The organism is Candidatus Devosia phytovorans (assembly GCA_029202405.1).
Lineage (GTDB): Bacteria > Pseudomonadota > Alphaproteobacteria > Rhizobiales > Devosiaceae > Devosia > Devosia phytovorans.
In genome coordinates this window covers 3,708,757-3,726,779 of the sequence record CP119312.1, presented here as the reverse complement: position 1 = coordinate 3,726,779, position 18,023 = coordinate 3,708,757, and the positions used below count along the sequence as shown (strand labels likewise).

Sequence of the window (18,023 nt, the reverse complement as noted above, 5' to 3'; positions counted from 1 at the left end):
ACCGGACCGGGTTGGGAGCTCTGACGTGAGCAGAAGCGAGACAGATCCGACGCTGGAAGAAGCCTGCGTCGCCAAGGGCATGCGCATGACCGACCAGCGGCGCGTCATCGCCCGCATCATCGAAGCCGCCAACGACCATCCCGACGTCGAAGAGCTCTATCGCCGCGCCTCGGCCGTGGACGACCGCATCTCGCTCTCGACCGTCTATCGCACCGTTAACCTCTTTGAAGAGGCAGGCCTGGTCACCAAGCATGACTTCAAGGACGGCCGCGCCCGTTTTGAACTCATCCCCGACGAACATCATGATCACCTGATCGACATCCGCTCGGGCAAGGTCATCGAATTCCGCAACGAGGAAATCGAGGCCATTCAGGAGGTCATCGCCAAGCGCCTGGGCTATCGCCTGGTCGACCACCGGCTCGAACTCTATGCCGTTCCCATCGAAGGTTCTGACAGACTCAAGAAATGATCTTCCGCGTCCCGTTTTTCATTTTCGTCTTCGTGCCCTTTCTCATCATCGCAATTCCCGCCCAGGCCGTGATCCTGGCGCTGAAATTGCCCTTCTGGCATGTCGTGCCGCGCCTGTTTCACAGGGTTGGCTGCACTTTTCTGGGCCTGCGGGTCAGGGTGATCGGGGCACCGGCGACCGGCCGTCCGACGCTGCTGACGGCCAACCATACGTCCTGGACCGACATCATCGCCATCGGCGCGGTGGCCAATGTCGCCTTCGTGGCCAAGAGCGAAATCGCCAAATGGCCTTTCGTTTCCATGATGGCCAATCTGCAAAAGACCATCTATGTCGACCGCACGCGCCGCGCCGGCACCGGCAAGACGGCGAAGGCCATGGGCAAGCTGATGGCCGATGGCACGGCGGTGGTGCTGTTTGCCGAGGGCCAGTCCAATATCGGGCCGCACCTGCTGCCCTTCCGCTCGGCGCTGATTGGGGCGGCCCAGCATGCCATGGTGGAGGCAGGCGCGACGGATGTGAACATCCAGCCGCTGGCCATTGCCTATACCAGGCTCCAGGGCCTGCCGGTCAGCCGCAACGAACGCTCGCTGGTCGCTTGGGTCAGGTCCAAGTCCCTCAAGCAGAATATTCGCGAGATCCTCGGCGGGCCGGTCAAGGACGTGGTCGTCAGCTTCGGCGAACCGCTTCCGCTCTCCGGGCAGGGCAATCGCAAGCAGGTTTCAAAAGCTGCCGAGGACGATGTCCGCGCCATGCTGGTTGCCCTCAACCGGGGTCATGCCCGTCCTCTAAAGTCCTGACAGCTAAAGTTTTACCCGGTAAGCCTAACGCGCACTTCCCTTTGGTCGTTAACACTTCGTTAGCTATGACGTCTCCGACAAGGAGACCGCAATGGTTTGGGAATTGCTGGCGATGTGGGCCATCGTCATCACGACGCTCGTCTGGTTCTTTCGCGATGAAAAGCGCCTCAAGGCCGATGCCGAACTGGCGCGCGCGGCAAGCTATTATGCTCACGCCGCAACATACCGCCACCGCGCCGCCGAACCCATTCCCGTGCCGATCGCCTTGCCGACACGCCGCCCCGGTGGCCTCAGCGAGGAACAGCGCGCCTATCTCAAATCGCTGAAGTTCTAGCCCGGCTGCGTGTCGAGATTGGCCTTGAGCCTTGCGATGATATCGGCGGCCTTCAGCATCATGGCCATGTCGATATCGGCGTCACTGGCATTTTCAGCCACATCGGCCCAGACCGGGATGCGCAGGTCATGCGTCTGCTCCTGGGCGCCGAGCGATTCCGAGAGCACAGCGCGCACATGACCGGTCATGCGCCCAGCCAGACGCGGATGCGCCTGCTTGTCGCTGACACTGATATCGATTAGCTGCAAAGTCATATCGGCCCCGGTTGGAGCCCCCGCCGAAAACGCTAGCTCGGCATGGTTTCCGATACGTTAACGGATGGCCCACCCACGGGTTCTCCACATCCGACAATGGTTTGGCCATGTCAGAGTTCCGTCATCGAACCAATTTAATTCGGAATCAGACCTTGACCGCATGTTCAACGCGGCCGACGTCGCCGAACACCTTGATATAGCGTTCGATCTCCGATTTCGTGCCGGTCGCCTTGGCTGGATTATCGCTTAGCTTGACCGCCGGACGGCCATTGGCCTCGCTGACCTTGGCCACGATCGAGATCGGATCGAGCCCCGGATTGGGTCCGTCGGGCGCGCAGCCCTCGAAATCATTGGTGAGGTTGGTGCCCCAGCCAAAGGCCATGCGCACCTTGCCGTCGAAATGCAGATAGGCTTCTTCGATCATGTCGACGTCGAGCCCGTCGGAGAAGATCAGCAGCTTTTCCTTGGGGTCGCGGCCGCGACTCTTCCACCAGTCGACGATGCGTTCGCCGCCCTCGATGGCCGGCGCCGAATCGGGACGGAAGCCGGTCCAGTCGGCCACCCAGTCCGGCGCATCGCGCAGGAAGCTGTCGGTGCCAAAGGCATCGGGCAAGACGATCAGCAGATTGCCGCCGTAATAGCTCTTCCAGTCCTGCAGCACGCGATAGGGCGCTTCGCGCAATTCGGCGTCCGATCGCGCCAGCGCCGCCAGCACCATGGGCAATTCATGCGCATTGGTGCCCAGCGCCTCGACATCGGTATCCATGGCCAGCTTGACATTGCTCGTGCCGGTAAAGGCCTCGCCAATGCCTTCTTTGAGCGCCTCGACGCACCAGCGCTGCCAGAGGAAACTATGGCGGCGACGGGTGCCGAAATCTGAAATCTTGAGGTCGGGGAGCTTGGCCAGCCTTTCGACCTTGTCCCACATCTTGGCCTTGGCCCGCGCATAGAGCACGTCGAGCGCAAACGGCCCGTAGCGCTTCATCGCCGCGCGCGAGCGTAATTCGTTGATGATGGCGAGCGCCGGGATTTCCCACATCGTGGTCTCGAGCCAGAGCCCGGGGAAGTCGAGCACGAACTGCCCATCCTCGCCCTTTTCCAGCCGGTACTCCGGCAGCTGGAAATTCTCCAGCCAGCGCAGGAAGCCGGGCTGGAAGATCTGCTTGGAGCCATAGAAGGTATTGCCCGTCAGCCAGATCATTTCCTTTTTGGTGAAACGCAATGTGCGGACATGATCGAGCTGGGCGCGCAACTCGTCGATGTCGATCTCATCGGCCAGGCGCACCGATTTGGTGCGGTTGATCAGCGAGAAGGTGGCGTCGATCTTGGGATAGAGCCCCCAGATCATCTGCAGCATGAGGAGCTTGTAGAAATCCGTGTCGAGGAGGCTCCGCACGATCGGATCGAGCTTCCAGGTATGATTATACACCCGGCGCGCCATATCGGTATAAGTCGCCATGAAACTCCCCACTTCGGCAGCGCTTTTAGCGTGCAGCTGCAACGATTGAAAGCCGTGTGACGGCCGAAGCGTTCGGTCAACTTCCCAGTTGAAACCGCTCGAAGCGCCCCAGCGCTTCCTCGATCGCCGCGTGCCCTTGTGCCCCTGCATCCTCCAGTGCCGTCCACTTCTGGATCAGGAGCTTGCCCGCCGTCCGGTCGGTCTTGAGGTCCACTGCAGCCACGATGCGGTCGCCCAGCAGCACCGGCAGGGCGAAATAGCCCATTTGTCGCTTCGCGGCGGGCACATAGGCTTCGAAAATATGGTCGTAGCCAAAGAACAGTTTCAGCCGCTTGCGCTGGATGATCAGCGGGTCGAAGGGCGAGAGGATATGCACCAGATTGGGTGCTTCGGACCCGACCGTTTCCAATACCTGCGGCTCGGCCCAATGCGGCACTTTCTCAGCGCCGGCCAGGACCACCGGCACGAGCTTTTTCGCCTTCACGCGGGCGTCGATCAACTCCTTGACCGCCTTCTTGGCTGGCGCATTGAGATGGCAGATGGAATCGAGACTGACAATCCCTTGGCTGCGCAGGGCGCGGTCGAGCAGATGGGCAGTAACCTGCCGCTCGGTGGCTGCCTTCGGACTTGCATCCCACCCGAAGTGACGCTCGATCAGGTCATAGGTCTTGAGCATGCCCTCGCGCGCCGCGATTGCCACATGGCCCTGGTAGAACATCAGCTGCAGCACGCGCTTGCTCGGCTTGCGGCTGGCCCAGGGGTGGTCCTTGTCGACCAGTTCGTCATCGTCGATATCGCGCATCGACAGCGGCCCTTCGCTGCGCAGCCGCTTCTTCATCGCGGACACTTCGGCCTTGCTGACCGTGCCGAACCAGGCGCTCGGCTTGTCGCGATAGGCCTTCATCAGCGGCAGGAAAAACCGCAGGTTCTCGGTCGGCACATAGCTCAGCGCATGCGTCCAGTATTCGAGAACCGATTTGTCCACGGACTGCACATGCGCCAGGTCACTCCGGCGATAGTTGGGAATGCGGGAGAAGAGGATATGATGGTGGCAGCGCTCCACCACATTGATCGTATCGATCTGCACATAGCCCAGATGAGCGATGGCGGCCCGCGTCGCCTCCGGCCCAGCGCCGAAGGGCGCTAAGATGTCGAGCTTCTGCGCCGCGATCCAGATGTGCCGCGCAATGGTCTGGTCGATGATGACGGGTACTTTGGCCAAGGTGAAATTCCGATTCGAGCAGAAGAGCATGGCACTTCTGCCCGGATCGGAAAATCCGATTATCGCGTCAGAGGCTGAAGCGGCCTTCGCTGGCGACTTCGTCCAGCGGCCGGCGCTGGCTGGGGATTTCGCGCGCCAGGAGGGCTTCCGACAGCGTGCTGCCATCGCCCTTCTTGCCGATAGCCACGGCAATCTCCACGCGCCAGCCCTCCGGCAGGCCGAGCACTTCCATGGCCTTGTCGTGGTCCAGCCCGGCCATGCCATGCGCGTGCCAGCCCAGCTTTGTCGTCTGCAGCGCCAGCATGCCCCAGGCGGCGCCGGCGTCGAAGGCATGCGACCGGCTGGGCGACAGCCCTCCCTTGGAATCGGCCCGCATGGTCTGCGAAGCGATGAAGATCAGCGCCGCACCATGCTGGGCCCAGTCGCGATTGAACGGCGCCAGCAGGTCGACAAGGTCGGCAAAAGACTCGCTGTTGCGCCGCGCATAGATGAAATGCCAGGGCTGGGCATTGAAGGCCGATGGCGCCCAGCGGGCGGCTTCGAGAATGGTCAGCAGATCCGCCTGCGAAATCTCGGCATCGCTGGCGAAGGACCGCGGCGACCATCGCGCCAACATATCGGGATCGATGGCGTGGGCGGTGCTGCGCGGCAAAATGGCATTCATGGTCATATGGTCCATAAGGCTTTCAAGGAGCCTTGCAGCTAGGCGTGTGGTAGTCTTGCTGCAAGCCGCAGCTGGTGACCAAACCGTTCGCTGGACCGGATAAATCCGCTCACAATGCCGTGTCGGCCCGCGGCAGCCGGAACCAGCCACCCTCGATCAGCTGGCGTTCGCCATGCCGCGCGATGCGGCTGCGCAGGGCGTCTATCTCGGCCACGGAGAACCCGTCCGCCCCCGTCACCTGCACCCAGGCATCGAGATAGTCCTGCGGTGCATAGACATGGCCAAAGCCGATCGGCGCTGTCTGGGCCAGCGCCATGTCGAGCGCCAACTGCAGGAAGGTGACCACCGGATACCAGTCGAGCAGCGGCGAAATGCCTTCCGCACGCTTGTCGCCGAGCCAGACCGGCGCCCGCCAGGCCATGCTGGGTTCAAAAAAGACGATGGGATCGCTGGGATATTGCAGAAACACGGTACGGAGCGGGCCCCAGCGACGGCTGTCGCCCTGCAAGTCGCCATAGCCATTGGAAAAGCGGACCACCGCGCCGTCGCCAACTTCCGGCTTCCACCAGGGCGAGCCCGGATCGCGAGTCTGCGTCGCGCTGAGCCAGGCCTCGCTGGCAAAGGGCGTGCCGACGAACAATCCACCATCGAAGGGATCGCCGAGGATTTCATAGATCGAGCTCGACGCCACCGAACTATAGGCGCCAAGGCTGAGGCCGTGCAGATAGAGTTGTGGCCGAGTCTCGCGTGGCAATTCGGTCCAGCGCGCATAGACCGCATTGAACAGCGCCCGCGCCGTCTCGACCCCCACGTCGGGTTCGGAAACCAGCGACAGCCAGCTCGTGAGATAGGAATATTGCACGGCAACGCTGGCCACATCGCCGCCATGCAGCATTTCCAGCGTGTCGACAGCCGCCGGCTCGACCCATCCCGTCCCCACCGGCATGACCAGCACCAGCACCGAACGGTCGAAGGCGCCGACACGGTCCATTTCGGCCAGCGCCAGCGCAGCTCGCGCCTCGGCGGTATCGGCCGAGCGCAGGCCGACATAGACCCGCAGCGGCTCCACCGCCGGGCGCCCGGTCATCTCGGCGATTTCGGCGACCGTCGGTCCCGATTGCACATAGATGCGCGCATCAAGCCCGATCGTATCCCAATCGATCAGTGAGGCATCGCTGCCCGAGCGCAACGGATCACTCGGCGCTTCGGCATAGGAGCCGGCAAGGCTATCGAGATGGCCATAGAAGCGATCGGCTGCGTAGAGCAGTCCGCGTCCCAGCACGCCTTCCGCCAGCGTCGAGGCGATGATGCCGACCGCCAGCACTGCCCCGACAAAGGCTACGCGCGGTGGAATGATCCGCCGCAGCCAGGACGACACCAACTGCACGCCCCGCACCAGCAGCGTCCCCACGCCAATCAGCAGCCCGGCCGGCAGCAGCGCGATGGCAGCAACAAACCAGGGCTGCCGCGCCTCGACCGGCGCCACGCCCATTTCCGCCCGGATGGAATTCTGCCAGCCGGTTGAAAACCACAGAAATGCAATGGCGAGGAGGAGGCAACCCAAAGCCACCAGGCGCCCGATCCACTTCGCCAGCTTCGGGCTCGACCACTTGAGCTCGAGATAGTCCCACAGCCATTCGAGGAACACCCCGATCCCATAGCCGGCCGCAAAGCAGAAGCCGCAGAGGATGCCTTGGGTGGTGAAATGGCGCGGGATCAACGAGGGCGTCAGCGCCAACGCAAAGAACAACAGGCCAAGCAGCCACCCACCAGTGGAGATGCGGTCCACCTGACCCCAGAGTGCCCTGCGAATACCCCTGGCGTTCATCAACCCATCACCGTGCCGGCTAGCATGACCACGCCCCACACCGCGCCCGCGGCGATGGCGAGGCCCGCCAGCGCCACGACGATGCCGAGCAATACCCCGAGCCCATCATGATTGATGCGCGACACGCAGATGATGGCAATGCCCGTATTGGGCACGGCATTGATGAAGGGAATCGGCAGCACCATCGGCAGGCTGACGAGGAGAATGAAGATCGCCGTTGGCAATTGCGTGCGCGGCCCGGTCAATTGGGCCAGCCGCGGGCGCGAGACCTTGGCCACCAGCCCGGCAAACCACTGCATTTGCGTCATCATCCGTTCGAGCAGTTTTTGCGACAGCGGCCGCCGCCCGAGCCAGCCACCCAGCGCCAGTCTGTTGCCGAGCAGGGTCGCAATCGTAACGCTGATGATGGTGATAGCAATCGTCCCGCCATAACCAGGCGGGCCGGGAATCATGTTGAGCATGCTCAACACCATTATCACCAAGGGATAGGAGGCATTCCCCAGCAGGGAAACCAGCCCTCCTGCCGTCAACCCGTCACTGCTGCGGACTTTGCTGGCAATGGCGCCAATGCTGGCTTCGACGGGAGAAAGGGACAAGGGCAAATCGATCGCGTTGGACTGGTGTGACCTTAGCGGCGCCGTCTGGCCAGGGACAATGGGAAATGGTCGCACAGCAATGTTTCATTGCCACTGCGCGTCTTCGGTCAAATCAGAGCCGCTCAACGAGGCTTGGCACACGTCGCCTACGTCGTAGTGACTACTCGCTTGTACTGACTACACGCCCCTTTGCTCGGCAATAGCCTGCTCATCCTGATGATGAGGGAGGTGGATATGCCTGACAAGACGCTCACGCTGCTCGGCGTGCATGGACTGGGGGATCACAGGGCTTCCGACTGGAAAAGTCGGTGGTCCGATGCGGTGAGGGCGGCTTTCCCCGACGTCCCGGAGCTGGAACTGGATTTTCAGTTTGTCTCCTATGACGATATCTTCGAGACAATCGACATATCCTGGCTCGAGGCGGCGAAAGCCTTCTGGAAACTCGCCAAAAGCGGCGCTTCCAGCATTGGCCGCGAACGCGGCGTCCTGTCCGACATTTCCGACAAGATCCGGTGGAGCGCCGGCTATGTCGTCGCCTGGGTTGAGGACGAGCAATTCAAGGCCAAGGCACGCCAGCGCATCCTTGAAGCGGTTGGCGATATCAAGCCCGACATCATCCTGGCGCACAGCCTGGGGTCGCTCGTGACCTACAATGCCTTCAGCCATGAAGACTCGCAGAAAGGCTCCATCGAGACCATTCTCGGCAAGGCCGACTACATCACCTTCGGCTCGCAGATTGGCAATGCATTCGTGCAGGGCAACCTCACCAATGGGCGTATCCAGCCGCTTGGTGTGCGAAACTGGCGTCACCTCTACAACAAATATGACGACGTGTTCACCGAGGCGATTCGCCTGCCAGACATGCCGACCTTCCGCCAGACCGACACGCCTTTCGATCTCGACGGCATCGGCGATCATGCGGCGGAAAGTTATCTGGGCCATAGCGAAACCATCGAAAACGTCTGGAAGCCCATCGCGCTGGCGGCGGTGACGGCGCCGGAACCCAAGGCTAGGGCGTTGGTCAAGACTCCCGCCGAGCCCCGCAAGAAGGTGCAAAAGGCGCTGCTGGTTGGCATTAACGACTATCCCAATCCGGCGCAGCGGCTGGAGGGATGCATCAACGATGTCTTCACCATGAGCGCAGTGCTGCAAAGCTGCGGCGTGCCACCCGACGCCATCCGCGTCTGCCTCGATGACCGGGCGACCACCGAAGGCATCCTGTCCCGTCTGCAATGGCTGGTTGACGATCCGCGACCAGGCGACGAACTGGTGTTCTACTATAGCGGGCATGGCGCCAGGGTCCCCGAATATGGCGAGAATTTCGAGCCAGACCACTTTGTGGAAACGCTGGTGCCATGGGATTTCGACTGGACGCCGGAGCGTTGGATCGCCGATGACCAGATCTACAATCTCTATTGCCAGCTGCCCTATGAAACACGGCTGGTGATGATTTTCGATTGCTGCCACTCCGGCGGTATTCATCGCGATGGAGCGGCGCGCCCCCGCGGCATTGTCCCGCCCGACGACATTCGGCATCGTGAGCTCAAGTGGGACCAGAAGGCGGGCATGTGGGTCGCCCGCGACTTTGCCCGCATCAATCCGGACTTTACGAAGAACACGGAGGTGCAGGTGCGCTATTTCGGCCCCGAGGGTGCTACCGAACGTCTTGGGCGGGCCGCCATGTTGCGCATGAAGCAAGAAAAGGGGGCCAAGAGCGCCTTCATCGCTCCCTATCTTCCCGTCATCATCGAAGCCTGCGGCGAAGATGAGTTTTCATATGAATATCGCCACGGCGCAACGAGCCATGGTGCCTTCACCTTCAGCTTGGACAGCATTCTGAGGCGTAGCAAGAAGATAAGCTTTGAGGAGCTGATTGATGCCGTTCGCGACCAATTGCAGGAACTGGGCTATGCGCAACGGCCTACGATCCTGGGGCCGGAGGAGATCCTGAAATATAACGTGCCGTGGACAGCCGGCTGACCGCGGCCAGGGGCGCTGTATTTCACACGCATGTGCTGGGAAGGATTTGGTGGAGCCAAGCGGGATCGAACCGCTGACCTCTTGCATGCCATGCAAGCGCTCTCCCAGCTGAGCTATGGCCCCATCATTCTGGTGTGTCCGGCTGGGCGAACCCTGCCGGAGCGAGGCGGAACCTATTGGATCAATTCGCCCCGCGCAAGTGCCTTGCGACACTTTTTTGACCCGCTGTGCATATTCTCAAGACAGCGGGTCAAGTGATTGAAAAATCAGCGGTCTTCGTCGCTGCCGACGTCAAAGCCGAGTTCGTCGTCCTCGTCTTCGTCTTCCTCGAGGAACACATCTTCCTCGTCGTCGCCAAGCTCTTCGTCAACCTCGACGTCATCGGTCTCTGGAATTTCCTCGTCGCCGGATTCTTCGGCGTCGGCGTCCTCGAGGCTCACGATTTCGGGTGCTGCTGCATCCTCTTCCTCGGTGTCCTCTTCGGTCTCGTCCTCGTCATCCACCTTGCGGGCGGTGACGGGCGAAGGCTTGCCGGCGAGAACCTGCTCGAAGAAGGAGCGCGGATAGCTCTTGCCCGTATAGGGCGAGACCACCGGGTCCTGGTTGAGATCGTAGAACTTCTTGCCCGTTTCGGGATCGGTGCGTTTTGTGCCGCGTTCGGAACTGGCCATCGATGTTCCTCGTCTGGGGTTTGAGGGGCCCAAAAAACTGGCATCCCCGGTTCGGTCAGTCCGGTTATGGACAAACAGGAGCCCTGTCAAACCGAAAATGTGGAGAGCGGGTTCCGGCGTGTCGCTTGCTGTGGCCTTGCCGGCACGGGCCGTGCTAGAGCCGGTCGAAAGCCATGAACAAGATGACCGATCAAATCCCAGCCACGCCGGCACCCCTGGCCTGCCATGGCGCAAGCCCGCTGGCGGGGCATTTCGCAACGCCCGGTGACAAGGCCATTTCCCATCGCGCCCTGATTCTGGCGGCGCTGGCCGTGGGCCAGACCACTATTGAGGGCCTGCTCGATTCTGACGATGTGCGGGCCACCGCTGCGGCCTTGGGCCATCTGGGCGTATCCGTCGAGGAACACGACGACGTCTGGCATGTCCATGGCCTGGGTGTCGCAGGGTTGATGGCGCCCCAGGTCCGGCTCGACATGGGCAATTCGGGCACCGGCCTGCGCCTGCTGCTTGGGCTGTTGGCGCCCTATGATTTCCCCACCCGCTTTACCGGCGGACCGACGCTGACCCGGCGTCCGCTGCGCGCCCTGCTCGATGCGCTGGCCCCGATTGGCGTCGTGGTCGAGGAGACCGTTGACGGCGGCCTGCCACTGACGCGTCGTGGCCCATCACTCCCTCTGCCCTTCCACCATGTCATGGCGGCGCCCTCCGATCAGATCAAATCGGCACTGCTGCTGGCCGCCGCGCAGATTCCTGGCACCAGCACGATTGTCGAGCCGGTCTCGACCAGCGACAGCACGGAAAAGCTGCTGGCCGATTTCGGCGCCAGTATCAGTGTGACGCAGGACGATGGTGGGGGCGCGACCATCACCGTCAACGGGCTCACCGAATTGCGCCCGCGTCCGCTCACCGTGCCCGGCGACCCCTCCTCGGCCGCCTATGCCGTGGTTGGCGCGCTGGTCGTGCCCGGATCGGACCTTGTCGTGAGCAATGTGCTGATCAATCCGACGCGCACCGGCCTCATCGATACGCTGCTCGAAATGGGCGGCGATATTCAGTTCATCAATCAGCGCGAGCTTGGCGGCGAGCCTATTGCTGACCTGCGCGTGCGTTCGTCGCGGCTCAAGGGCATAAGCGTCAGCGCCAATCATGCGGCGAGCATGCTCGACGATATTCCGGTCCTGGCGGTCGCGGCCGCCTATGCCGATGGCGAGACCATGATCGAAGGTCTGGCCGAACTACGCCACCAGGAATGCGACCGGCTTGCCGCGACTGCAGGGGGTCTCGCCGCCAACAAGGTCACCGTCACCGAGGGCGAGGACAGCCTGACCATTGTCGGTACTGGCAAGGTGGATGGCGGCGGCACGGTCGAAAGCCGCGCCGATCACCGCATCGCCATGAGCTTTCTGGTGCTGGGCCTCGCCAGCAAGCGCCCGGTGACGCTGGACGATACCAATGCCATAGCGGCCAGTTTCCCCGGCTTTGTCGTTGCCATGGCTGCGGCTGGCGCGCGTTTTGAAACAGTGAAGGGACGCTAGGGATGATCATCGCCGTCGATGGACCGGCTGCCTCCGGCAAGGGCACGCTCGCCTCGGGTCTCGCCCGCCACTATCATCTCCCCTATCTCGATACCGGACTGCTCTATCGCGCAGTGGGTCGGGCCGTGGATGCGCATGAGGATGCCGAAGATTTCGAACAGCGCGCCATTGTGGCAGCGCAGACGCTCGACGCCAGCGATATCGAGCCCGAGTTCCTGCAGTCGTCGAAAATCGGTTCGCTGGCCAGCAAGGTCGCGGTGATCGGCGACGTGCGCAAGGCCCTGTTCGATTACCAGCGCAATTTCGCCATCCAGGCGGGCGGCGCCGTGCTTGACGGCCGTGACATCGGCACCACAATTACGCCCGAGGCGGATGTGAAGCTCTTCATCCAGGCCGATAGCAAGGCGCGCATGGAACGCCGGGCCCGCCAGTTCGAAAGCCGTGGTCAGGTGGTTGATCGCTACGCCCTTTATCACCAAATAGAGGAGCGGGATGCGCGCGACATGCTCAATCCCAATGGCGGCTTCTACAAAGCGGACGACGCGCACTTGCTCGACACGACGCTTCTCGATATAGAAGCCGCACTCCGCGCAGCCATCGCGATCGTCGATGGGACCATGGCATCCAGGGCAGGGCTCTAAAGGCTCAAATCCAACCCTTGGTGTTTTCGGCCCCGACGCTCATCGGGCGAGGCCAGCGGAAACTATCCAATCAACGTTTAGATCGGGCGCTCGCGCGCCGGCATTTCCATTGGGAATGGCGGGTTTCCGGTCCTTCACACAAGCCCCCGGTGCAACGGAGAAGATATTTGGCACAGCAAACTGTGACGAAAGAAGATTTTGAATCGCTGCTGATGGACTCGTTCGTCGACAACGAGCCCCTAGAGGGTGCCGTCGTCAAGGGCACCGTCGTTGCGATCGAAAAGGACCTGGCGATCATCGACGTCGGTCTCAAGACCGAAGGCCGTATCGCCCTCAAGGAATTCGGCCAGGCTGGCCGTGACGGCACCATCACCGTCGGTTCCGTGGTCGAAGTCTATGTCGACCGCGTAGAAAACGCCGCTGGCGAAGCCGTGCTGTCGCGCGAAAAGGCCCGTCGTGAAGAGAGCTGGGTCAAGCTCGAAGTCATGTACAATGCCAACGAGCGCGTTGAAGGCACGATCTTCAACCAGGTCAAGGGTGGTTTCACCGTCGACCTCGAAGGCGCCATTGCTTTCCTGCCGCGCTCGCAGGTGGACATCCGCCCGATCCGCGACATCGCGCCGCTGATGAACGTGCTGCAGCCGTTCCAGATCCTCAAGATGGACAAGCGTCGCGGCAATATCGTCGTTTCGCGTCGTGCCATTCTGGAAGAATCGCGCGCCGAACAGCGTTCGGAAATCGTCCAGCAGCTCGAAGAGGGCCAGGTTGTCGACGGTGTGGTCAAGAACATCACCGATTATGGTGCCTTCGTTGACCTCGGCGGCATCGACGGCCTGCTGCATGTCACCGACATCGCATGGCGTCGCGTCAACCACCCGTCGGAAGTGCTCACGATCGGCGAGACCATCAAGGTCCAGATCGTTCGCATCAACCACGAGTCTCACCGTATCTCGCTCGGCATGAAGCAGCTTCAGGCCGATCCGTGGGATGGTATCGAAGCCAAGTACCCGATCGAAGCCAAGTTCACTGGCCGCGTCACCAACATCACCGACTACGGTGCTTTTGTTGAACTCGAGCCCGGCATCGAAGGCCTGATCCACGTCTCCGAAATGAGCTGGACCAAGAAGAACGTGCACCCCGGCAAGATCGTCTCGACCTCCCAGGAAGTCGAAGTCGTCGTGCTCGAAGTCGATCCCGACAAGCGCCGTATCTCGCTCGGCCTCAAGCAGACCCTGGCAAACCCATGGGAAAGCTTCGCCGAGAAGTTCCCGGTCGGCTCGACCATCGAAGGCGAAGTCAAGAACAAGACCGAATTCGGCCTGTTCATCGGCCTCGACGGCGATGTGGATGGCATGGTTCACCTGTCCGACCTCGACTGGCAGAAGTCGGGCGAAGTGGCCCTTGAAGACTACAACCGCGGTGACATGGTTTCGGCCAAGGTCCTCGACGTTGACGTCGAAAAGGAACGCATCTCCCTGGGCATCAAGCAGCTGGCAACTGGCGAGACCACCTCGTCGGCAACCGGTGCTGACGCTGGCGCTGGCGAAGCCGGCGGCATCCGCAAGAATGCTGTCGTGACCGGCACGGTCATCGAAGTCAACGATGGGGGCATTGAAGTCCGTATCGCCGACACCGAAATGACCGCCTTCATCCGTCGTGCTGACCTCAGCCGCGATCGCAACGATCAGCGTCCCGAGCGTTTCAGCAAGGGCGAAAAGGTCGACGCACGCGTCACCCAGTACGATCGCAAGACCTCGCGCATCCAGCTGTCGATCAAGGCACTGGAAATCGCCGAGGAAAAGGAAGCTGTTGCCAACTACGGTTCGTCCGACTCGGGCGCATCGCTGGGCGACATCCTGGGCGCAGCCCTCAAGGGTCGCGACGAGAAGTAATTCCGTCCGCCTGACCATCGGGCCCGCGCTTCCCAGCGCGGGCCTTTTGCTTTCTATAGAGGCGTATGAGACAGACAATGCATTGGCGGGCCATGACCACGCTCGACCTGCCTGCGGTCGAGGCGATCGCAGCGACGGTGCATCCGTCTTTCCCGGAAGACCTTGCCGTCTTTGCCGAGCGCCTGCGCCTTTATCCCGATGGCACGCGCCTGCTCGAACTCAATGGCGTCCCTTCGGGCTATATCCTGTCCCACCCCTGGCGCTTCGGCGAATTGCCGCCGCTAAACTCATTGCTGGAAGATATTCCCGGCGATGCGGACACGCTCTACCTGCACGACCTGGCGCTGCTCAACGCCGCTCGTGGCACTGGCGCGGCGGCCATGATCGTCGGCGATATCCTGCGCCACGCCCGGGCAATAGGTCTGCCAAGCGTCAGCCTCGTTGCCGTCAATGGCTCGATGCCCTTCTGGCACAAGCACGGCTTCCGTGCCCAGAACCTGCCAGAACTCAACGACAAGCTACAGAGCTACGAAACCGCCGCCCGGCTGATGACCCGCAAGCTTGTGTAACTACAAATCTGTAGTTACATTCCGATCATGCGTGGTGGGGCGACGCGTGGAATTCGAGTGGGACAATGAGAAGAATCGGACCAACAGGCTGAAGCATGAGCTCAGCTTTGAAGCTGCTTTGGCGGTTTTCGACGACCCGTTCGAACTAACGGAATACGATCAAACCATAGATGGCGAGGATCGCTGGAAAATTCATCGGTCTGGCCTGGTCCTTGTTGGTTGTTATCTACGTGGATCGGTATCGGCAAGGCAGGGTGATCACCCGGGTCATTTCGGCCCGCCAAGCCACAGAGGACGAGAGGCAGCGCTATGAGCGACACCGAGGAAAATATCGTTAGATATATCCGCAAGCCACTGACGGAAGAACAGATTGCTGAGCTCAAGGCGTTATCCGAGCGTCCCGACAGCGAGATCGACTTGTCCGACATTCCTGAGCTGACCGACGAGTTTTTTGAGAATGCCGTACAAGGCGTGAGCTATCGTCGCATGCACAAGCAGCAGACGACCTTGCGGCTCGATATGGACATCCTCCATTGGTTCAAAAGCCATGCCAAGGACGGCAAGGGCTATCAGACCGACATCAACAAGGCGCTGCGGGCCTATGTGACGGCTCAGGAGAAGCTGGCAGCTAAAAAGGCCGGTTGAGAACCCTCGCTTGCCAAGCTGGCACAGCGCGGCTAGGTCGGAAGCCGAAATGTAAACGAGGCCCTGATGACCGACCAGCACGCTGATCCTCACGCCGTGATTGCCGCCGAGCGTTACCGCAAGTCGCGTGGTCTCTGGCGCGTGCTGGCATTCATCGCCCTCGCGATCGCTGTCGTCATCGGCCTCGGTCGCTTCGCTCTCCCCCAGGCGCCGGCGCAATATGTGGCCCGCATCGTCATCGACGGCACTATAGCCACCGATCCGACGCGGCTTGAAGTCATGCAGGACCTTGCCGAGGACGATGCGGTCAAGGCGGTGATCGTCGCCATCAATTCCCCTGGTGGCACCTCGGCCGGTGGCGAAGAGCTCTATGAAGCCATGACGCAGCTGCGCGCGGCCAAGCCGACCGTTTCGGTCATCAAGGAAGTCGGCGCCTCGGCTGCCTATATGACCGCCATCGCCACCGATCGCATCTTTGCCCGGCGGCTTTCCATCGTCGGCTCGATCGGCGTGCTGTTCCAGCATGTCAATGCCGGCAAGCTCCTCGAAACCATCGGCGTCGATCTCGACAAGGTCGCTTCCGGTCCGCTCAAGGCCGAGCCCGACTTTGACGAGCCTATGGAAGGCGCGCCGCGCGCATCCATCGCCGAACTGGTCGACGACAGCTTTCAATGGTTCGTCGACGTCGTGGCACAACGTCGCGGCCTGACGCGTCCGGCAACCCTTGCCCTCTCGGACGGCCGCATCATGAGCGGCCGCGTTGGAGTCGAGACCGGGCTGATCGATGACATTGGTGGTGAGCTGGAGGCCCTGAACTGGCTGCAGGCTGAACGTGACCTGCCCGAGGACCTCGACGTCGTCACGGTCTATCCGCTGCCCGATGAAGGCTTCAGCCTGCTCGGCACCTTCCTTGGCGGACAGGCTAAGGCCATGCTTGGTCTACCAGAAGGCTCCATGACGCTTGACGGTTTGGTCTCGCTTTGGCAGGTTGGTTCGCGCTCCTGATCTATTGGAGCATGGACGTCCGGTAACTGGAGCCTGGGATGATCAAGTCGGAACTCGTCGAGAAACTCGCGGCGGAAAATCCGCATCTGTTCCAGCGTGATATCGAAAATATCGTCAATGCCATCCTCGACGAGATCGGGGACGCGATGGCACGCGGTGATCGCGTGGAATTGCGTGGCTTTGGCGCCTTTTCGGTCAAGAACCGCCCTGCCCGCGTCGGTCGCAATCCGCGCACCGGCGAGCAGGTCGATGTGGGCGAGAAGTATGTGCCCCAGTTCAAGGCCGGCAAGGAAATTCGCGAGCGGCTGAACCGCACCTGAGCGCTTCCGGGAAAAGTGGATGCCACTTTTCCGTTCGGAAGCGCGATCAACGCTTCTCTAACGGGGCAAGGGCTCCATAGGCATCTTGTATATGGTCAACAAAATTGTCGGTTGGGTGGTGCTCGTTCCGCTCTGTCTGGGGTTGATCATCTTCGCCCTGGCCAACCGGCACTTCGTCGCCGTCAATTTCAATCCCTTCGTTTCTGCCGATAGCGCCGTGGCACCGGGCTATGGCGTGCCGCTCTTTGTGGTGATGTTCGTCATCCTGCTGCTTGGCGTGCTGCTCGGCGGCATTGCCACCTGGTTCTCGCAAGCTGGGCACCGTCGCAGCGAAAAGCACTGGCGCCGCGAGGCCAGACAGCTGTCCAGCGAACTGGAAAGCCTGCGCCGCAAGCACGGTCAGGCGCCCAATGGCCGTCCGGCCGAAGCCGACGATCTGCTGGAGCTGCGCTGAGCAAGGCCATGGCCGACCCGATCATCATCAAGATTTGCGGCATCAAGACCCTCGATCTGCTGGATGCCACAATTGACGCCGGCGCCGACATGGTCGGTTTCGTGCATTTTGCGCGCTCGCCGCGCCACGTTTCGATCGAGGACATCGGCACTTTGATTTCTGCCGCCCGCGGCCGCATCGAGACCTGTGTTCTGCTGGTCAATCCCGACAATAGCTGCGTCGCTGAAGTCGCCGCCCTTGGCCCTGACTGGATCCAGCTGCATGGCCCTGAATCCCCGCATCGGGTGGAGGCCATCCGGGCCGAGGCGGGTGTCGAGATCATGAAGGCGGTCCCCATCGGTTCGGCCGAGGATGTGGCCCATGTCGCCAGTTTCCTTGATGTCGCCGACCGTATCCTGCTCGATGCCAAGCCGCCCAAGGGCGCCGATCGGCCGGGCGGATTGGGCGATACCTTTGACTGGTCTTTGCTCGAAGCCCTTGACCCGTCCATCCCCTTCATGCTTTCCGGGGGCCTGACGCCGCAGACCGTTGCCGAGGCCATCAGGATTGTCCGCCCCTTTGCGGTGGATGTATCCTCCGGGGTCGAAAGCCGGCCTGGCGTCAAGGACAAGCGGCTGATCGAGGCATTCATCAGGAACGCCCGCGCAGCGGCAAGTTAACCAGCGATCCGGGGCTCCCTCGGCGCTTC

The 18,023-nt window shown here is 61.7% G+C and carries 20 protein-coding genes and 1 tRNA gene; 13 read left to right on the top strand and 8 right to left on the bottom strand.

Going from position 1 to position 18,023, the window contains the following annotated elements; all coding sequences use genetic code 11:
- Nucleotides 1-79 precede the first annotated feature (79 nt).
- The 3 genes from P0Y65_18200 (at nucleotide 80) to P0Y65_18190 (ending at nucleotide 1,600) form a co-directional block, all read left to right on the top strand.
- Nucleotides 80-469 carry a Fur family transcriptional regulator gene (locus tag P0Y65_18200; protein WEK06837.1) on the top strand — a complete coding sequence of 130 codons (390 nt, stop codon included), beginning with the start codon at nucleotides 80-82 and terminating at the stop codon, nucleotides 467-469.
- Nucleotides 466-1,266, top strand: coding sequence for a lysophospholipid acyltransferase family protein (locus P0Y65_18195; protein WEK04091.1), 801 nt, complete (start codon nucleotides 466-468; stop codon nucleotides 1,264-1,266). Before P0Y65_18200 ends, P0Y65_18195 begins: the two co-directional genes overlap by 4 nt.
- A gap of 91 nt (nucleotides 1,267-1,357) precedes the next feature.
- Entirely contained in the window at nucleotides 1,358-1,600 is a 243-nt protein-coding gene (locus P0Y65_18190) for a hypothetical protein (GenBank protein ID WEK04090.1), read from the top strand.
- On the opposite strand, the gene P0Y65_18185 is transcribed toward P0Y65_18190, so the two are convergent.
- From P0Y65_18185 to P0Y65_18160, 6 genes are all read right to left on the bottom strand, one after another.
- Complete coding sequence (locus tag P0Y65_18185; protein WEK04089.1) at nucleotides 1,597-1,854, bottom strand: hypothetical protein; 258 nt, start codon at nucleotides 1,852-1,854, stop codon at nucleotides 1,597-1,599. The genes P0Y65_18190 and P0Y65_18185 overlap by 4 nt on opposite strands.
- Before the next feature lie 145 nt (nucleotides 1,855-1,999).
- On the bottom strand, nucleotides 2,000-3,313 hold the full coding sequence (gene pncB, locus P0Y65_18180) for a nicotinate phosphoribosyltransferase (GenBank protein WEK04088.1): 1,314 nt from the start codon (nucleotides 3,311-3,313) through the stop codon (nucleotides 2,000-2,002).
- 76 nt (nucleotides 3,314-3,389) lie between these two features.
- On the bottom strand, nucleotides 3,390-4,565 hold the full coding sequence (locus P0Y65_18175) for a crosslink repair DNA glycosylase YcaQ family protein (protein ID WEK04087.1): 1,176 nt from the start codon (nucleotides 4,563-4,565) through the stop codon (nucleotides 3,390-3,392).
- 37 nt (nucleotides 4,566-4,602) lie between these two features.
- Entirely contained in the window at nucleotides 4,603-5,205 is a 603-nt protein-coding gene (locus P0Y65_18170) for a nitroreductase family protein (protein WEK06836.1), read from the bottom strand.
- 103 nt (nucleotides 5,206-5,308) lie between these two features.
- Nucleotides 5,309-7,027 carry an alpha/beta-hydrolase family protein gene (locus tag P0Y65_18165; protein WEK04086.1) on the bottom strand — a complete coding sequence of 573 codons (1,719 nt, stop codon included), beginning with the start codon at nucleotides 7,025-7,027 and terminating at the stop codon, nucleotides 5,309-5,311.
- Nucleotides 7,027-7,623 carry an exopolysaccharide biosynthesis protein gene (locus P0Y65_18160; protein ID WEK04085.1) on the bottom strand — a complete coding sequence of 199 codons (597 nt, stop codon included), beginning with the start codon at nucleotides 7,621-7,623 and terminating at the stop codon, nucleotides 7,027-7,029. The genes P0Y65_18165 and P0Y65_18160 overlap by 1 nt, the downstream gene beginning before the upstream one ends.
- A gap of 234 nt (nucleotides 7,624-7,857) precedes the next feature.
- Between P0Y65_18160 and P0Y65_18155 the strand changes: the two genes are divergently transcribed.
- Nucleotides 7,858-9,603, top strand: a complete 1,746-nt coding sequence (locus tag P0Y65_18155; protein WEK04084.1) for a caspase family protein — start codon at nucleotides 7,858-7,860, stop codon at nucleotides 9,601-9,603.
- Between the two features lie 47 nt (nucleotides 9,604-9,650).
- On the opposite strand, the gene P0Y65_18150 is transcribed toward P0Y65_18155, so the two are convergent.
- Nucleotides 9,651-9,726 (bottom strand) — tRNA-Ala (locus tag P0Y65_18150).
- 143 nt (nucleotides 9,727-9,869) lie between these two features.
- Entirely contained in the window at nucleotides 9,870-10,274 is a 405-nt protein-coding gene (locus P0Y65_18145; GenBank protein ID WEK04083.1) for a TIGR02300 family protein, read from the bottom strand.
- A 182-nt stretch (nucleotides 10,275-10,456) separates the two neighbouring features.
- Between P0Y65_18145 and aroA the strand changes: the two genes are divergently transcribed.
- From aroA to P0Y65_18100, 9 genes are all read left to right on the top strand, one after another.
- Nucleotides 10,457-11,809, top strand: coding sequence for a 3-phosphoshikimate 1-carboxyvinyltransferase (gene aroA / locus P0Y65_18140; GenBank protein ID WEK04082.1), 1,353 nt, complete (start codon nucleotides 10,457-10,459; stop codon nucleotides 11,807-11,809).
- A gap of 2 nt (nucleotides 11,810-11,811) precedes the next feature.
- Nucleotides 11,812-12,450 (top strand): (d)CMP kinase, encoded by a 639-nt coding sequence (locus P0Y65_18135; protein ID WEK04081.1) that lies wholly within the window; start codon nucleotides 11,812-11,814, stop codon nucleotides 12,448-12,450.
- 167 nt (nucleotides 12,451-12,617) lie between these two features.
- Nucleotides 12,618-14,342 (top strand): 30S ribosomal protein S1, encoded by a 1,725-nt coding sequence (gene rpsA, locus P0Y65_18130; protein WEK04080.1) that lies wholly within the window; start codon nucleotides 12,618-12,620, stop codon nucleotides 14,340-14,342.
- A 77-nt stretch (nucleotides 14,343-14,419) separates the two neighbouring features.
- Nucleotides 14,420-14,911: a GNAT family N-acetyltransferase gene (locus P0Y65_18125; GenBank protein WEK04079.1), complete on the top strand. Its 492-nt coding sequence runs from the start codon at nucleotides 14,420-14,422 to the stop codon at nucleotides 14,909-14,911.
- A 309-nt stretch (nucleotides 14,912-15,220) separates the two neighbouring features.
- Nucleotides 15,221-15,556 carry a BrnA antitoxin family protein gene (locus P0Y65_18120; GenBank protein ID WEK04078.1) on the top strand — a complete coding sequence of 112 codons (336 nt, stop codon included), beginning with the start codon at nucleotides 15,221-15,223 and terminating at the stop codon, nucleotides 15,554-15,556.
- 66 nt (nucleotides 15,557-15,622) lie between these two features.
- Entirely contained in the window at nucleotides 15,623-16,561 is a 939-nt protein-coding gene (sppA, locus tag P0Y65_18115) for a signal peptide peptidase SppA (protein ID WEK04077.1), read from the top strand.
- 38 nt (nucleotides 16,562-16,599) lie between these two features.
- Nucleotides 16,600-16,881, top strand: coding sequence for an integration host factor subunit beta (locus P0Y65_18110; protein WEK04076.1), 282 nt, complete (start codon nucleotides 16,600-16,602; stop codon nucleotides 16,879-16,881).
- Between the two features lie 91 nt (nucleotides 16,882-16,972).
- A complete protein-coding gene (locus tag P0Y65_18105; protein WEK04075.1) occupies nucleotides 16,973-17,335 on the top strand; it encodes a lipopolysaccharide assembly protein LapA domain-containing protein in 363 nt (120 codons plus the stop codon).
- A gap of 8 nt (nucleotides 17,336-17,343) precedes the next feature.
- On the top strand, nucleotides 17,344-17,994 hold the full coding sequence (locus tag P0Y65_18100) for a phosphoribosylanthranilate isomerase (protein WEK04074.1): 651 nt from the start codon (nucleotides 17,344-17,346) through the stop codon (nucleotides 17,992-17,994).
- Nucleotides 17,995-18,023: the final 29 nt, after the last annotated feature.

Excerpts from the sequence above, each read along its gene's own strand:
- P0Y65_18200 (WEK06837.1), top strand. The coding sequence starts at position 80 with ATGCGCATGACCGACCAGCGGCGCGTCATCGCCCGCATCATCGAAGCC.
- P0Y65_18195 (WEK04091.1), top strand. The coding sequence starts at position 466 with ATGATCTTCCGCGTCCCGTTTTTCATTTTCGTCTTCGTGCCCTTTCTC.
- P0Y65_18190 (WEK04090.1), top strand. The coding sequence starts at position 1,358 with ATGGTTTGGGAATTGCTGGCGATGTGGGCCATCGTCATCACGACGCTC.
- P0Y65_18185 (WEK04089.1), bottom strand. The coding sequence starts at position 1,854 with ATGACTTTGCAGCTAATCGATATCAGTGTCAGCGACAAGCAGGCGCAT.
- pncB (WEK04088.1), bottom strand. The coding sequence starts at position 3,313 with ATGGCGACTTATACCGATATGGCGCGCCGGGTGTATAATCATACCTGG.
- P0Y65_18175 (WEK04087.1), bottom strand. The coding sequence starts at position 4,565 with ATGCTCTTCTGCTCGAATCGGAATTTCACCTTGGCCAAAGTACCCGTC.
- P0Y65_18170 (WEK06836.1), bottom strand. The coding sequence starts at position 5,205 with ATGACCATGAATGCCATTTTGCCGCGCAGCACCGCCCACGCCATCGAT.
- P0Y65_18165 (WEK04086.1), bottom strand. The coding sequence starts at position 7,027 with ATGAACGCCAGGGGTATTCGCAGGGCACTCTGGGGTCAGGTGGACCGC.
- P0Y65_18155 (WEK04084.1), top strand. The coding sequence starts at position 7,858 with ATGCCTGACAAGACGCTCACGCTGCTCGGCGTGCATGGACTGGGGGAT.
- P0Y65_18145 (WEK04083.1), bottom strand. The coding sequence starts at position 10,274 with ATGGCCAGTTCCGAACGCGGCACAAAACGCACCGATCCCGAAACGGGC.
- aroA (WEK04082.1), top strand. The coding sequence starts at position 10,457 with ATGACCGATCAAATCCCAGCCACGCCGGCACCCCTGGCCTGCCATGGC.
- P0Y65_18135 (WEK04081.1), top strand. The coding sequence starts at position 11,812 with ATGATCATCGCCGTCGATGGACCGGCTGCCTCCGGCAAGGGCACGCTC.
- P0Y65_18125 (WEK04079.1), top strand. The coding sequence starts at position 14,420 with ATGCATTGGCGGGCCATGACCACGCTCGACCTGCCTGCGGTCGAGGCG.
- P0Y65_18120 (WEK04078.1), top strand. The coding sequence starts at position 15,221 with ATGAGCGACACCGAGGAAAATATCGTTAGATATATCCGCAAGCCACTG.
- sppA (WEK04077.1), top strand. The coding sequence starts at position 15,623 with ATGACCGACCAGCACGCTGATCCTCACGCCGTGATTGCCGCCGAGCGT.
- P0Y65_18110 (WEK04076.1), top strand. The coding sequence starts at position 16,600 with ATGATCAAGTCGGAACTCGTCGAGAAACTCGCGGCGGAAAATCCGCAT.
- P0Y65_18105 (WEK04075.1), top strand. The coding sequence starts at position 16,973 with ATGGTCAACAAAATTGTCGGTTGGGTGGTGCTCGTTCCGCTCTGTCTG.
- P0Y65_18100 (WEK04074.1), top strand. The coding sequence starts at position 17,344 with ATGGCCGACCCGATCATCATCAAGATTTGCGGCATCAAGACCCTCGAT.